This window comes from Micromonospora sp. WMMD1120 (assembly GCF_029626235.1).
Taxonomy (GTDB): Bacteria; Actinomycetota; Actinomycetes; order Mycobacteriales; family Micromonosporaceae; genus Micromonospora.
In genome coordinates this window covers 2,423,906-2,438,246 of record NZ_JARUBO010000005.1, presented here as the reverse complement: position 1 = coordinate 2,438,246, position 14,341 = coordinate 2,423,906, and the positions used below count along the sequence as shown (strand labels likewise).

The 14,341-nt window shown below is 71.5% G+C and carries 11 protein-coding genes; 2 read left to right on the top strand and 9 right to left on the bottom strand.

Going from position 1 to position 14,341, the window contains the following annotated elements; genetic code table 11:
- Positions 1-104 precede the first annotated feature (104 nt).
- Positions 105-1,421, top strand: a complete 1,317-nt coding sequence (locus O7634_RS11525; protein WP_278150125.1) for a D-arabinono-1,4-lactone oxidase — start codon at positions 105-107, stop codon at positions 1,419-1,421.
- Between the two features lie 25 nt (positions 1,422-1,446).
- On the opposite strand, the gene O7634_RS11520 is transcribed toward O7634_RS11525, so the two are convergent.
- From O7634_RS11520 to O7634_RS11480, 9 genes are all read right to left on the bottom strand, one after another.
- Complete coding sequence (locus O7634_RS11520) at positions 1,447-2,427, bottom strand: NADPH:quinone reductase (protein ID WP_278150124.1); 981 nt, start codon at positions 2,425-2,427, stop codon at positions 1,447-1,449.
- Positions 2,427-2,726: an antibiotic biosynthesis monooxygenase gene (locus O7634_RS11515; protein ID WP_278150123.1), complete on the bottom strand. Its 300-nt coding sequence runs from the start codon at positions 2,724-2,726 to the stop codon at positions 2,427-2,429. Before O7634_RS11515 ends, O7634_RS11520 begins: the two co-directional genes overlap by 1 nt.
- Positions 2,723-3,280 (bottom strand): TetR family transcriptional regulator C-terminal domain-containing protein, encoded by a 558-nt coding sequence (locus O7634_RS11510; RefSeq protein WP_278150122.1) that lies wholly within the window; start codon positions 3,278-3,280, stop codon positions 2,723-2,725. The genes O7634_RS11515 and O7634_RS11510 overlap by 4 nt, the downstream gene beginning before the upstream one ends.
- 433 nt (positions 3,281-3,713) lie before the next feature.
- On the bottom strand, positions 3,714-6,569 hold the full coding sequence (gene topA, locus O7634_RS11505; protein WP_278150121.1) for a type I DNA topoisomerase: 2,856 nt from the start codon (positions 6,567-6,569) through the stop codon (positions 3,714-3,716).
- Positions 6,570-6,919: 350 nt separating this feature from the next.
- Entirely contained in the window at positions 6,920-7,639 is a 720-nt protein-coding gene (locus O7634_RS11500) for a hypothetical protein (protein ID WP_278150120.1), read from the bottom strand.
- Entirely contained in the window at positions 7,630-8,169 is a 540-nt protein-coding gene (locus O7634_RS11495; protein WP_278150119.1) for a hypothetical protein, read from the bottom strand. The genes O7634_RS11500 and O7634_RS11495 overlap by 10 nt, the downstream gene beginning before the upstream one ends.
- A gap of 102 nt (positions 8,170-8,271) precedes the next feature.
- Positions 8,272-10,632: a sodium-translocating pyrophosphatase gene (locus tag O7634_RS11490; RefSeq protein ID WP_278150118.1), complete on the bottom strand. Its 2,361-nt coding sequence runs from the start codon at positions 10,630-10,632 to the stop codon at positions 8,272-8,274.
- Between the two features lie 318 nt (positions 10,633-10,950).
- Positions 10,951-11,388 (bottom strand): ATP-binding protein, encoded by a 438-nt coding sequence (locus O7634_RS11485; RefSeq protein ID WP_278150117.1) that lies wholly within the window; start codon positions 11,386-11,388, stop codon positions 10,951-10,953.
- Positions 11,385-11,741 (bottom strand): STAS domain-containing protein, encoded by a 357-nt coding sequence (locus O7634_RS11480; protein WP_278150116.1) that lies wholly within the window; start codon positions 11,739-11,741, stop codon positions 11,385-11,387. Before O7634_RS11480 ends, O7634_RS11485 begins: the two co-directional genes overlap by 4 nt.
- Positions 11,742-11,881: 140 nt before the next feature.
- Here O7634_RS11480 and O7634_RS11475 point away from each other — a divergent pair, with 140 nt between their 5' ends.
- Positions 11,882-14,302, top strand: coding sequence for a DEAD/DEAH box helicase (locus O7634_RS11475; RefSeq protein ID WP_278150115.1), 2,421 nt, complete (start codon positions 11,882-11,884; stop codon positions 14,300-14,302).
- The last annotated feature ends 39 nt before the right edge of the window (positions 14,303-14,341 follow it).

Here is a 14,341-nt window from a genome sequence, read left to right as displayed (position 1 = left end):
GACTCCGTGACTACCGGTACAACGAGCGGATCGCAATTGCGGTATTTACCAGCTAGAACGTTCCTGATATGAAGTCAGTTCATATTCATGAATGAGGAGCGCGCATGGTCGGCACCGCACCGCTCACCGCTCACTGGTCCAACTGGGCCGGCAACCAGCGTGGCAGCGCCAGCACAGTCCTGCGCCCCGGCTCGCCGGCCGACGTCGCGGAAGCCGTCCGCGCCGCCGTGTCGGCGGGCGGTCGGATCCGCGTGACGGGCAGCGGACACTCGTTCACCGCCGTCGCGGTCGCCGACGACCGCCGGATGGACCTGTCCGGGCTGGACACCCCCGCCCGCGTGGACGTCGCGAACCGACTGGTCACCGTGCCGGCGGGGATGACCCTGCACACCCTCAACGGCCTGCTCGCCCGACACGGGCTCGCCCTGCCCAACCTCGGCGACATCGACGCGCAGACGGTCGCTGGGGCGATCTCCACCGGCACCCACGGCACCGGGGCAGGGTACGGCTGTCTGTCCACCTTCGTCGAGGCGGTCACCGTCGTCACCGGCACCGGCGAGGTGCTGCGCTGCTCCGCCGACGAGCACCCCGACGTCCTCGCCGCCGCCCGGGTGTCGCTCGGCGCGCTCGGCGTCCTGGTCGAGGTGACACTGCGTTGCGTTGACGCGTTCGTGCTGCACGCCCACGAACGCCCCGCCCCCCTGGCCGACGTGCTCGGCGACCTGCCCGCGCTGATTGGCGGCCACGACCACGTCGAGTTCTACTGGTTCCCGTACACCGAAAGGGTCCAGGTCAAGACCAACGACCGGGTACCCGCCGACGACCGGCCGCTGCCCCGCTGGCGCGGCTGGCTGGACGACGACTTCCTGTCCAACACCGTCTTCGCCGGCGCGTGCCGCCTCGGCCGGACCGTGCCCGCGCTGGCGCCGACGATCAGCGCCGTGTCCGCCCGCGCGCTCACCGAACGCCACTACACCGGCCGCTCCGACCGGGTCTTCTGCACGCCGCGCCGGGTCCGCTTCGTGGAGATGGAGTACGGCATACCGCGCGAGGCGCTACCCGAGGCGCTCGCCGCGTTGCAGCGCATCGTGACCGGGCTGCCGTTCAAGGTGCTGTTCCCGGTGGAGGTGCGGTTCACCGCCGCCGACGACATCTGGCTGTCGCACGGCTACGGCCGGGACAACGCGTACATCGCCGTACACCAGTACGTCGGCATGCCGTACGAGCCGTACTTCCGGGCGTTCGAGCAGGTGACGGCCAGCTTGGGAGGCCGACCGCACTGGGGCAAGCTGCACTACCGCGACGCGGCCTCGCTGGCCGACGCGTACCCCCGCTTCGCCGACTTCCAGGCCGTCCGCGACCGGCTCGACCCGCACCGGGTCTTCACCAACCCGCACCTCACCCACGTGCTCGGGGCCTGACGGCCAGGTGCTCGGTCGCCACTCCTCAGATGTCCAGGACGACCCGGCCCCGGGACGACCCGCGCTCGACCAACTCGTGCGCCTCGGCGATCTCCGTCAGCGGCATCCGTGCGGCGATCGGGTAGCGCAGGTCACCGGCGACCAGCGCGGCGGTCAGTTCGGTGGCGGCGGCCTCGTTCGCCGACTCGGGGAAGTCGTCGTTGCTGAGGAACCGGACCGTGATGTTCTGGAAGCCGAGCGGCCAGTAGGGGATGGTGGGCTCGGCCGCCCCGGTCGCATAGGTGGCGATCACGCCACCGATCCGGAGGATCTCCAGGTTGGTCGCCAGGTTCGTGTCGAAGGCGAGTTCGGCGACCCGGTCGACAGGCTCCCCGCCGGTGTGGTCGAGGATCCGAGTCCCGACGTCGCCGCCGGTGGTGTCGACAGCGTGGTGCGCGCCCGCCGCCAGCGCCTCGTCGATCTGCTCCGGCGTACGGACCGTCGCGATCACTGTGGCGCCGCCGCGCCGGGCCACCGCCAACGCGGCCCGTCCGACCGCGCCGAGCGCGCCGGTGACGACGATCCGCTGCCCGCCCACGGGACCGTCGGCGAAGATCGCCCGATGGGCGGTGATGCCCGGGATGCCGAGGCCGGCCGCCTGCTCCTCCGGCACCCCGGCGGGCAGCGGCACGGCGTGCCGGGCCGGCACCACCGTGTACTCGGCGGCGGTGCCGAACGGGCGGTACGACTGGGCGAGGTAGACCCACACCCGTTCGCCGACCCGGGATTTGTCCACACCCGGGCCGACGGCGTCGATCTTTCCGGCGCCGTCACCGTGCGGGACGACCCGCGGGAACGACATCGTCGACCCCCACCAGCCCTGCCGTTTACCCAGGTCACCCACGTGGATGCCGGAGACTGAGACGCGAACCCGCACCTCGCCCGTACCCGGCTGCGGATCGGGCAGCTCACCGACCTGAAGCACCTCGCGTGCCGGGCCCTGCCTGTCGTACCACGCCGCGCGCATCAGACGCCCGCCAACTCGGTGGTGGTGCCCTCCTCGACGCTGACCACCTCGTCGATCAGGGAGAAGAAGGTCTGGATGCCGGGTCGGTTCGCGCCCCGGCGCCGGGACTCGGCGAAGTCCTCGGACGAGGCCCAGAAGACGATGTCCAGCCACTCGTCGGCTGACACCCTGATCAGTCGGGCTTCGAGGAAGCCAGCACGGTCGGCCCGGAAGTCCCGCACCATCGCCGGCCGGGCGGCGAGCAGCGCGTCGGCGCGCTCCGCTGGCACCCGGAAACGGGTCATCTCGACTGTGGTCATCGTTCCTCGACTTTCGACGTGACGCCCAGCATCAGCCTGAGCTGGGCCAGCAGGACTACCCGAAAATCCGTGGGGGTTGGCGTGGGATGGTGCTGGACGCGGGAGATGATCAGACCGGCCAGGGCCGTCAGCAGGAAGTCCGTCACCGCATCCGCGTCGTGCGTCGGCGTGAACACACCGCGCGCCACGCCTTCGCGCACGGCGGACAGGAAGGGTGCCCGGTACCGCGTCCACACCTCGGCGCTGTGTTCGCGGAGTTCGTCGTCGCGCATCGCCGACCGCCAGAACTCGACGAGAACCTGCCGGGTGCTCTCCGAGTTGTGCAGGCTGCGGTCGACGAGAGTGACAAGCCGTCGCCACGGGTCGGCCTCGGCGGCGGACGCCGACTGCAGCGCGGCTACCTCCCGGTCGGTGGAGAGCCGCATCGCCTCGATGATCATGTCTTCGCGCGAGCCGAAGTAGGTCTGCAGGGTGCTGATCGCGACGCCTCCGGCAGCCGCGACGTCCGCGAAGCGGGTGTTCTCGTAACCACGCGTGGCGAGCACGTCGGCCACGGCCTCGAGCACGGCCATCCGCCTCTCCCCGCCCGCGCGCCTCTTCCGGCTGACTGGCATGCACATACGGTACGGCCATACCGATGAAGCGACGAACGCCGACACGGCGAGCGTGACAGGGAACACCTGGATCCAGGCCGGATCGATGACGCGAGCGGCGAAGCCGCGCAGACAGCCGCCGGATGGAGATCTTGGACAGTTTCCGTCCTCACGGAACGGAAAGTGTCCAAGATCCCTAGGATCGCACGGCTTAGAGGGCCGATCAATCCGGAAAAGGTCGGACATAGTCCGGAAGCTTGAACCGACCCGCAGGCCCGAACCAACCGGCCCGGACAACCCAAACGCCCGAACCGACCCGCAGGCCCGGACCAACCCAAAGGTCTTAACCGACCCACCGGCCCGGAGCATCGAGGCGGGGCTGCGCCGCGTGGGGCTACTCGGTGCTGGTCGCGGCCTTGCGCGGGGCGGCCTTCTTGGCCGGGGCCTTCTTCGCCGTCGTCGCCTTCGCGGTGGTGGTCTTCTTCGCGGCGGTGGACTTGCTGGCGGCGGCCGTCTTCTTCGCCGTGGTCGAAGCCTTCTTCGCTGTGGCCTTGGTCGCGGCCTTCTTCGCGGGAGCCTTCTTCGCCGCCTTCTTCCGGGGCGCCGGGCCCTTGGCCCGCTTCTCGGCGAGCATCTCCGAGGCTTCCTCGATGCTCAGCGCCTCCGGCGTCTGGCCGCGCCGCAGCGACGCGTTGACCTCACCGTCGGTGACGTACGGCCCGAACCGGCCGTCCTTGATCACCAGCGGCTTCTCGGTCAACGGGTCGACGCCCATCTCGCGCAGCGGCGGAGCGGCGACCCGCCGCCCCCGGGTCTTCGGGGCGGCGAGCAGAGCCAACGCCTCGTCCAGGCCGACGGTGAACATCTGCTCTTCGGACTCCAGCGACCGGAACTCCTCGCCCCGCTTGACGTAGGGGCCGTAGCGACCGTTGTTGGCGAAGACCTCCACGCCGTCCGGCGCGACACCGACCAGCCGGGGCAGGCTGAGCAGTTTCAGCGCCTCCTGGAGGGTCAGCGTGTCCGGCGTCTGCGTCCGCAGCAGCGACGACTTGCGCTCGCCGCTGGACACGTACGGGCCGAACCGGCCGGACTTGAGCACGATCGGCTCGCCGGTCGCGGGGTCGTCGCCGAGCTTGCGCTCCCCGCCGCCGCCGAGGAACAGCTCGTGCACCTTCTCCGGGGTCAGCTCGTCCGGGGCCAGCCCCTCGGGGATCGGCGCGCGGTCGCCCTGGGCGCTCCCCTCCTCGCCCTCGGCCGGCGTCGCCGGAGTCTCGCCGGGCACCGCGCGCTGCAGGTACGGCCCGTACCGGCCGACGCGTACGACGACCTCGCGGCCCTCGTCGTCGGTGAAGAGCGGGATCGAGTTGACGCTGCGGGCGTCGATGTCGCTCAGGTTCTCGGTGACCAGCTTCTTGAGCCCACCGGAGCGGGCGATGTCCTGGTCGCCGGCCCCGTTGGTGCTGCCGAAGTAGAACGCGGTGAGGAAGTCGACGGCGGCGTGGTCCCCGCCGGCGATCTCGTCCAGCTCGTTCTCCATGCTGGCGGTGAAGTCGTAGTCGATCAGGCGGGGATAGTGCCGCTCCATCAGCCCGATCACCGCGAACGCGAGGAAGGTCGGGATCATCGCCTGGCCGCGCTTGGTGACGTACCCCCGGTCCTGGATCGTCTGCATGATCGACGCGTAGGTGGACGGCCGGCCGATGCCCAGCTCCTCCAGGGCCTTGACCAGCGACGCCTCGGTGTAGCGCGACGGCGGCTGGGTGTGGTGGCCCTGCGCGGCCAGCTCGTCGGCGGTCAGCGGCTGGTCCTTGACCAGGGTGGGCAGGCGGCGCTCGGCGTCCTCGGCCTCGGCGTTCTCGTCGTCGCTGGACTCGACGTACGCGCGCAAGAAGCCCGGGTCGGTGATGGTCTTGCCGGTCGCGCCGAAGTCGGCCTCCTCCTGCGAGGTGGAGACCGCCCGGATGCGCACCGACACGCTGGAACCGACCGCGTCGGTCATCTGCGAGGCGATGGTGCGCCGCCAGATCAGCTCGTAGAGCTTGAACTCCTCGGCGGACAACTCCTTGGCGACCTCGCCCGGGGTGCGGAAGTTGTCCCCCGCCGGGCGGATCGCCTCGTGCGCCTCCTGCGCGTTCTTCACCTTGCCGGTGTAGCGGCGCGGCTCCGGTGGCACGCTGCGCTCGCCGTACAGTTCGACGATCTGCCGGCGGGCCGCGGAGATGGCGGTCTCCGACAGGTTGACCGAGTCGGTACGCATATAGGTGATGTAGCCGTTCTCGTAGAGGCGCTGCGCGGTGCGCATCGTCTGCTGCGAGGACAGGCGTAGCTTGCGGGCTGCCTCCTGCTGGAGGGTCGAGGTGATGAACGGCGCGTACGGGCGGCGGCGGTAGGGCTTCTCCTCGACCCGGGTGACGGTGAACGGCCGCCCCTCCAGCCGGGCCGCGAGACCCCGGGCACCGCCCTCGTCGAGGTGGACGACACCGGCGCCGGCCCGGACCCGACCCGTCGTGGGCTCGAAGTCCTTGCCGGTGGCGATCCGGTCGCCGTTCAACGCGATGAGCGTGGCGTTGAACGCGCGCGGACCCTCGCCGGCCTCGGCGACGGCGAGAGTGGCCAGGATGTCCCAGTATTCGGCGGTGCGGAAGGCCATCCGCTGCCGTTCCCGCTCGACCACGATGCGGGTCGCCACGGACTGCACCCGGCCGGCCGACAGCCGGGGCATGACCTTCTTCCACAGCACCGGGGAGACCTCGTAGCCGTAGAGCCGGTCGAGGATGCGCCGGGCCTCCTGGGCGTCGACGAGGTCGCGGTCGATCTCCCGGGGGTTGGCCACCGCCGCCTGGATCGCCGGCTTGGTGATCTCGTGGAAGACCATCCGCTTGACCGGGACCTTGGGCTTGAGCGTCTCGACCAGGTGCCAGGCGATCGCCTCGCCCTCGCGGTCCTCATCCGTCGCCAGGAAGATCTCGTCGACCTCCTTGGCCAGCTTCACCAGCTTGCTGATCTGCTGCTTCCGGTCGGCGGAGACGACGTAGAGCGCGTGGAAGCCGTTGTCGACATCCACCCCGAGCCGGGCCCAGGACTCGCCCTTGTACTTGGCCGGCACGTCGGCGGCGTTGCGGGGCAGGTCGCGGACGTGACCGAAGCTGGCCTCCACGACGTACCCCGGGCCGAGGTAGCCCGAGATCGTCTTGGCCTTCGCCGGTGACTCGACGATGACCAGACGGGTGGTTGCGGCGTTGCTCGGCACGTCTCTCCCCGACCTCACTCCTGCTCGTGGCCTGCCGGCGCCTGCGACAGTGACCGCTTTCGAACCCGCCGTCGCACCGGCGGTCCGGATGTCCAACGTAACGCGCCGTCCGCGTTTCGGGTTTCGCGGGCGGCAAACCGCTTCGACACGGCGACGGACACCGCCCCGCCGCGCTCGGCACTGCCGGACGGCGTCACCGTACACCGTGGGTAGGGCTTGAAGCGGGTCACTGTGACGATGGTGGGCCTACGGGCGAGGTTGGACCCGCCCGTTTTTCACCTGGATGGGCCGGCCGGGTGTCCGGCACCGGACACCCGAAGGTCCGTGCGGAGGTGGGCGGAATGCCCGGTTCAGTGATGCGTCGGCCAGGCGTCGGCCGGTGCCGCGGGCGGCGGTCCACCGACCAGTTCGGCGAGCCGGGCCAGCCGGCGCCGGCCGGTGATCCGGTACGCCGGCCCGCCCTCGTCCGGGCTGACCAGCGCCCCGGCGAGCCCGGCCGCGGCGAGCGCGACGGCGATCGACTCCCAGTGCTCCCGGTCGTCGACGCCGAGCCCGAGCAGGAAGCCGCCGGGCTCCGGTGTCCCGGCGGCGGCGAGCCACAACCGCAACCGGCGGCCGGTCAGGTGGAAGGTGGCCGGCGGGCGTTTCACCGGACCGTCCAGCCACGCCACGGCGAGCGGTTTCAAGATTCTGGTGTACGACGTCCGCACGGTGTGCCGCTCACCCTCCGTCGGCTCCCAGCTCGCGGCCAGCCCGCGGGACGCCAGCTCGGCTACCAGCACGTGCACCCGCCAGGCGGCGTCCACCTGGATGGAGAGGCGGGCGGTGCCGCCCATCCGGACCACCTCACCCGGGCCGGCGAGCAGCCCGGCCAGGTCGGCGACCGCCGGTTCGGCGGCATCCGCGCCGAAGAAGACCAGTTGCCGATCCGTCTGCGCGTCCCGGACGGGGGCGTTGGCTGTCGCGCCGCCGCGGCGGCGGGTGGGTGCGGGCGCCTCGGGTTCGGGCGCGGGGAACAGCGCCGGGGTGGGCTGCGCCTCCCCGGTGTCACCGAGCCCGCTCAGCGACACTCCGGCACCTCGTCGAATGCCTGTTTCAACTCCTCGGAGTTGAGCTTGCTGGTGTCCAGCGCGCTGGCGTCGTACTCCTTGTTCAGGGTCTCCACGGCGGCCCGGACGCCGTCGTAGAACACTGTCGGCTCGCCGGTGTCCAACCCGTCGATGGTGTCCCGGGCGCGGCCGTAGGCGTCCCGCATCTTCCCCAGCGAGCTGCGGAAACCGTCGGAGATGGCGGCCCCGTTGTCGGTTTCCGGCACGCCCGCCTGCTCGACCTTGCGGCGCGCGGTCTCGCTGGCCTGCTCCGCCCCACCGAAGAGCCGCACCAGGTTCTCCTTGGCCTGCGCCGGTGTGGTCTGCGCGGTCATCTGCTCGTCGGTGCTGCTGGTCAATTTGCTGATCTCGGAACGCCACGGGGTCAGCGCGCCGCAGACCGACGCCGCCCAGGCCCGTGGGCTGGGACCCCCGCCGCAGCCGGCGAGGACGACGAGCGTGGCCAGGACCACCGTGAGCTTTCCGGCGGCAGACGCCCGGCACGTACGCATGCGTTGCAGCGTACGGCCTTCGGCCAGGTGTGGCACCGGGCCGGACGGCCGGGTCCCCGGCCGACGCGGTACGTCGACCGGGGACCCGGTGCCGTCGGTGGATCAGGCGTTGACCGTCTCCGGCCGGTGGTCGGCGCTACCCGCGCCGGTGCTGCCACCGGCGTCGGAGTCGGACATCGCGATGCCCTTGCGCTTGCTGAACACGATGGACGCCGCGATGACCAGCGTCGCGACGAGCGCGATGCCGATTCGCAGGCCCACGTTGCGGTCGTCGCCGACGCTCCAGGCCACCACTGCCGGCGCGATCAGCAGCGAGACCAGGTTCATCACCTTGATCAGCGGGTTGATCGCCGGGCCGGCGGTGTCCTTGAACGGGTCACCGACGGTGTCACCGATGACGGTGGCGGAGTGCGACTCGGAGCCCTTGCCGCCGTACGCGCCGTCCTCGACCAGCTTCTTGGCGTTGTCCCAGGCCCCACCGGAGTTGGACAGGAAGACCGCCATCAGGGTGCCGGCACCGATCGCACCGGCCAGGTACGCGGCGAGCGCACCCGGGCCGAGGCCGAAGCCGACGGCGATCGGCGCCATGATGGCGAGCAGGCCGGGGGTCATCAGCTCGCGCTGCGCGTCCCGGGTGCAGATGTCGACGACCTTGCCGTACTCCGGGCGCTGGGTGCGGTCCATGATGCCGGGCAGTTCCCGGAACTGCCGGCGGACCTCCATCACCACGGCCCCGGCCGAGCGGGACACCGCGTTGATGGCCAGGCCGGAGAAGAGGAAGACCACCGCCGCGCCGATGATCAGGCCGACCAGGTTGCGCGGGTTCGCCACGTTCAGCGAGTTGAGGATCTCCGAGCCGACGTCCTGCACGCCCGCGCTGGCGTACGCGCTGCTCAGGGTGTCGGTGTACGAGCCGAACAGCGCGGTGGCGGCGAGGACCGCGGTGGCGATCGCGATGCCCTTGGTGATCGCCTTGGTGGTGTTGCCGACCGCGTCCAGCTCGGTGAGCGTACGCGCGCCGTGCTCGTCGATGTCGCCGGACATCTCCGCGACGCCCTGCGCGTTGTCGGAGATCGGCCCGAAGGTGTCCATCGCGACGATCACGCCGACGGTGGTGAGCAGGCCGGTGCCGGCCAGCGCCACGGCGAACAGCGACAACGTGATGGAGCTGCCGCCGAGCAGGAACGCGCCGAAGACGCCGGCGCCGATGAGCAGCGCCGAGTAGACGGCCGACTCCAGACCGATGCTGATGCCGGCCAGGATGACGGTGGCCGGGCCGGTCTGCGAGCTCTTGCCGATGTCCTGCACCGGACGCCGGTTGGTCTCGGTGAAGTAGCCGGTCAGCGCCTGGATCGCGGCGGCCAGCACGATACCGATCACGACCGCGCCGATCGCCATCACCCGCGGGTTGCCGGGCGCGTCGGTCAGGCCGCTGTCGAACTCGCCGAAGGTCGCCGGCAGGTACGCGTAGGCGGCGACCGCCACCAGCACCGCGGAGAGCACCGCCGAGATGTAGAAGGCCCTGTTGATCGCGGTCAGACCGTTGCGGTCGGAGGTGCGCAGCCGGGTGATGAAGACGCCGACGATCGCGATCAGCACCCCGATGGTGGAGATGATCAGCGGGAAGACCAGGCCCTCCTCGCCGAACGCGGCCCGGCCGAGGATCAGCGCGGCGACCAGCGTCACCGCGTAGGACTCGAACAGGTCGGCGGCCATGCCGGCGCAGTCACCGACGTTGTCGCCCACGTTGTCGGCGATGGTGGCGGCGTTGCGCGGGTCGTCCTCGGGGATGCCCTGCTCGACCTTGCCGACGAGGTCGGCGCCGACGTCGGCGGCCTTGGTGAAGATGCCACCGCCGACCCGCATGAACATGGCGAGCAGCGCGGCGCCGAAGCCGAAGCCCTCCAGCACCGTGGGCGCGTCACCCCGGTAGACCAGGACGACGAGCGCGGCGCCGAAGAGGCCGAGGCCCACGGTGAGGAAGCCGACCACGCCACCGGTGCGGAAGGCGATCTTCATGGCGCCCTCGCGGCCACCTTCGCGCTCCCGGGCGGCGGCGGCCACCCGCAGGTTGGCACGGGTGGCCAGCCACATGCCGGCGCCGCCGATGAACGCGCTGAACAGCGCGCCCACCACGAAGAAGAGCGAACGGCCGATTTTCACCGCGATCTCGCTGCCGTCGGTGTCGTGCACCGGCAGCAGGAAGAGCAGCACCACGGCGATGACGACGAAGATCGCGAGGGTACGGAACTGACGGAGCAGGTAGGCGGAGGCGCCCTCCTGGACCGCCCCCGAAATCTCCTGCATGTTGGTGGTGCCCTTACCGGCAGCCAACACCGCCTTGGTGAGCGCGGCGGCGAAGGCGAGCGCCACCAGCGCGATCACCGCGGCTATGACGACGTAGGTGACATTGCTTCCGGTAAGGGAAAGCCCGCCGCCGTCGGCGGCCAAGGTCTCGGACATCTGTGTCCTCCTGTTACCGAACACTCGCGCCGGTGAGTGGAGACGCACCGACCGGCGCCTGGATGCGGACTCGCAAGCGCCGCGCCAACCCACCCCAGCGGACCAGCGATGACCACCCATACCCGCTGGCTGCGGGATGGATCACTTGCTGACAACCCGGGTACTGTAGCCCTCCGCAGTGTTGGAGGTCACACCCAGGTGCCACCGTGTCGTGATGATCTTCGTCGCTGTGTTATGAAACCAAATCTGATATAGGGACCGGTCCATGAGGAAAAGGCCGCATCCCCAGTGGGACGCGGCCTACGACGGGCGGACGGGTCAGCGGCCGACCGGCCACACCATCCGCACCTCGGTGCCGATGCCCTCGTCGACCGGGCGCACCTGCAGGTCCTCCACGAAGCCGGCGAGCAGCGCGAAACCGACACCGGTGGTCAACGCCTCGTCGGTGAGCGACTCGTTCGCCAGTTCGTCCGGCGGCAGCGCGGCCAGACCGATGCCCGCCTCGATCGGCGCGCGGTCCACCACCCGCACCGCGTACGAACCGCCGTCGGACATCTCCACCAGCACCGGGTCGGGCAGACCGTACTGCCGGTGCAGGGCCACCGCGCGGGTGCACGCCTCACCGATGGCCAGGCGTACCTCGTCCAGCAGGTCCTCGCGGACCCCGGCCCGCCGGGCGACGGCGACGCCGACCAGGCGGGCGGTGCGCACGTGCACCGGGGCGGGCGAGAACGAGAGCTTGACCGTCGCCATCACGCGCCGGCGCCCGCCGAGTCGGCGCTGATCGCCGCGTCGACCGTCGGGTGCAACGGGAACACCTGGTCCAGGGCGGTGATCCGGAAGATCTTGAGCAACGGCTCCTTGTCACAGACCAGCGCGAACGAACCGCCGGCCGAGCGGAGCCGCTTGAGCGCGCCGACCAGCACACCCAACCCGGTGGAGTCGAGGAAGTCGACGCGACCGAGGTCGACCACGACGTGACGGGCGCCACCGTCGATCAACTCGAGGAGCCGTTCACGAAGCCGGGGCGCGGTGTAGACGTCCACCTCACCACCGACCTCGAGCACCGTGTGCTCGCCCTCGGTGCGCGTCGCCAGCAACAGCTCCATCGGTCCTCCTCGCCAGAGCCGTAAACTCTCGTGGGCATCTAACCACTACCGCCGGTGCGGCCTGCGGACGCCAGCGGAGGCTTCCCCTTACCCGCAGGTCCGACTTTTCATCTCCGAACACCAGTGCGAGAGTGCAGGGCGTGACCTCCAACGACTTCGGCGCAGCGCGGCCCGTGCCGCGCCCCGACCTGGAGTCGACGTCCGCGGCCACCGTATCCGCTGACTCCGGCCCCCGGTCAACGCCGACCGACCTGTTGCGCCGGCTGCGCGCCCGGGCCGCCGCCGACCCGGTCACCCACGTCGAACGGGTCCCGGCCCGCGCCGGGGTGCCCGCGCCCTGGCCGCAGTGGGCGCCGCCGGAGCTGCGCGCGGCGTTCACCCGACGCGGCGTGGTCGCGCCCTGGCAGCACCAGGCCGAGGCGGCCACCCTGGCGTACGAGGGGACGCACGTGGTGGTCGCTACCGGCACCGCATCCGGCAAGTCCCTGGCGTACCAGCTTCCGGCCCTGGCGACAGTGCTCGCCGACCCCCGGGCCACGGTGCTCTACCTGGCGCCGACCAAGGCGCTCGCCGCGGACCAGTTGCGCGCCGTCGCCGCGTTGGACCTGGAGGGGGTACGCCCGGCCTGCTACGACGGGGACACTCCGCGCGCCGAGCGGGAGTGGATCCGCCGGCACTCCCGGTTCGTGCTGACCAACCCGGACATGCTGCACCACGGCATCCTGCCCGGGCACGCCCAGTGGTCCGGCTTCCTGCGCCGACTCGCGTACGTGGTGATCGACGAGTGCCACACGTACCGGGGGGTGTTCGGCTCGCACGTGGCGCACGTGCTGCGCCGGCTTCGCCGGCAGTGTGCCCGCTTCGGGGCCACCCCGGTGTTCGTGCTCGCCTCGGCCACCTCCGGTGACCCGGCGACCGCCGCCGGGCGGCTGACCGGCCTGCCGGTGACGGCGGTCACCGAGGACGCCTCCCCCCGGGGCGGGGTGACCTTCGCGCTCTGGGAGCCGCCGCTGCTGCCGCCGGACGCGGGCCCCGCCTCCCTGGTGCCACCGCAGGCGACGGGCGACCACGACGACCTGCGGCAGGTCCGCCGGTCGGCGCTGCGGGAGACCGCCGACCTGCTCGCCGACACTGTCGCCGAGGGGGTACGCACCCTCGCGTTCGTCCGCTCCCGCAAGGGCGCCGAGGTGGTGGCCGCCAACGCCCGCCGGGCACTCGACGACGCGGTGCCGGGGCTCGGCAGCCGGGTGGCCGCCTACCGGGGCGGCTACCTGCGCGAGGAGCGCCGGGAGCTGGAACGCGCCCTGCTGCACGGAGACCTGCTCGGCCTGGCCTCCACCAACGCGCTGGAGCTGGGCGTGGACCTGGTCGGGCTGGACGCGGTGCTGATCTGCGGATACCCGGGCACCCGCGCGTCGCTGTGGCAGCAGGCGGGCCGGGCCGGGCGCTCCGGGCAGGAGGCCCTGGCGGTGCTGGTGGCCCGGGACGATCCGCTGGACACCTACCTGGTGCACCACCCCGAGGCGATCTTCGGCGCGCCGGTGGAGGCGACGGTGCTCGACCCGGCCAACCCGTACGTGCTGGCGCCGCAGCTCGCCTGCGCGGCGGTGGAGGCCCCGCTCACCCCTGCCGACCTGGCGCTCTTCGGCGACGGCGCGAAGGAGGCGGTCGACGAGCTGGTGGCGGCCGGGGCGCTGCGGCAGCGGCCCACCGGTTGGTACTGGCGGCACCGGGAGCGGCCGGAGGTGGACCTGCGCGGCGAGGGCGGCGCCCCGGTCTGCGTGGTGGAGGCGTCGACCGGCCGGCTGCTCGGCACCGTCGACGGCGGCTCGGCGCACTTCCTGCTCCACCCCGGCGCGGTCTACCTGCACCAGGGCGTCTCGTACGTGGTCGACGACCTCGACCTCGCCGACGGGTGCGCGCTGGTGCACGCCGAGGAGCCCGACTGGTCCACCCACGCCCGTGACGTCACCGACCTGTCGGTGGTGTCGGTGCGCTCGTACGTGGACGCCGGGCCGGTCGGCATGTTCCTCGGCGAGGTGGACGTGACCAGTCAGGTGGTGTCGTACCAGCGGCGACGCATCGCCACCGGCGAGGTGATCGACACGCGGCCGCTCGACCTGCCCACCCGGGAGCTGCGTACGGTGGCGGTCTGGTTCACCCTGTCGCCGCAGTCGTTGGCGCAGGCCGGCGTGCAGACGGCCGACGTGCCGGGTGCGCTGCACGCCGCCGAGCACGCGGCGATCGGTCTGCTGCCGCTGATGGCCACCTGCGACCGCTGGGACATCGGCGGGCTCTCCACCGCCGTACACCCGGACACCGAGGCGCCGACGGTGTTCGTCTACGACGGGCACCCGGGTGGCGCCGGGTTCGCCGAGCGGGCGTACGGCACGGCGTCGGCGTGGCTGCGGGCCACCCGCGACGCGATCGCCGAGTGCGGCTGCGAGACCGGCTGCCCGTCGTGCGTGCAGTCACCGAAGTGCGGTAACGGCAACAACCCGCTCTCCAAGCCGGACGCGATCCGGGTGCTCGACGTGGTGCTGGCGAACCTGCCCGGATGAGCGGCTTGCATGAACCGGCACGGCACGGGGCACAATGAT

Bases quoted from the DNA above. Each gene is read 5' to 3' on its own strand.
- O7634_RS11490 (WP_278150118.1), bottom strand. From the start codon at position 10,632: ATGTCCGAGACCTTGGCCGCCGACGGCGGCGGGCTTTCCCTTACCGGA.
- O7634_RS11515 (WP_278150123.1), bottom strand. From the start codon at position 2,726: ATGACCACAGTCGAGATGACCCGTTTCCGGGTGCCAGCGGAGCGCGCC.
- O7634_RS11520 (WP_278150124.1), bottom strand. From the start codon at position 2,427: ATGCGCGCGGCGTGGTACGACAGGCAGGGCCCGGCACGCGAGGTGCTT.
- O7634_RS11495 (WP_278150119.1), bottom strand. From the start codon at position 8,169: ATGCGTACGTGCCGGGCGTCTGCCGCCGGAAAGCTCACGGTGGTCCTG.
- O7634_RS11525 (WP_278150125.1), top strand. From the start codon at position 105: ATGGTCGGCACCGCACCGCTCACCGCTCACTGGTCCAACTGGGCCGGC.
- O7634_RS11480 (WP_278150116.1), bottom strand. From the start codon at position 11,741: ATGGAGCTGTTGCTGGCGACGCGCACCGAGGGCGAGCACACGGTGCTC.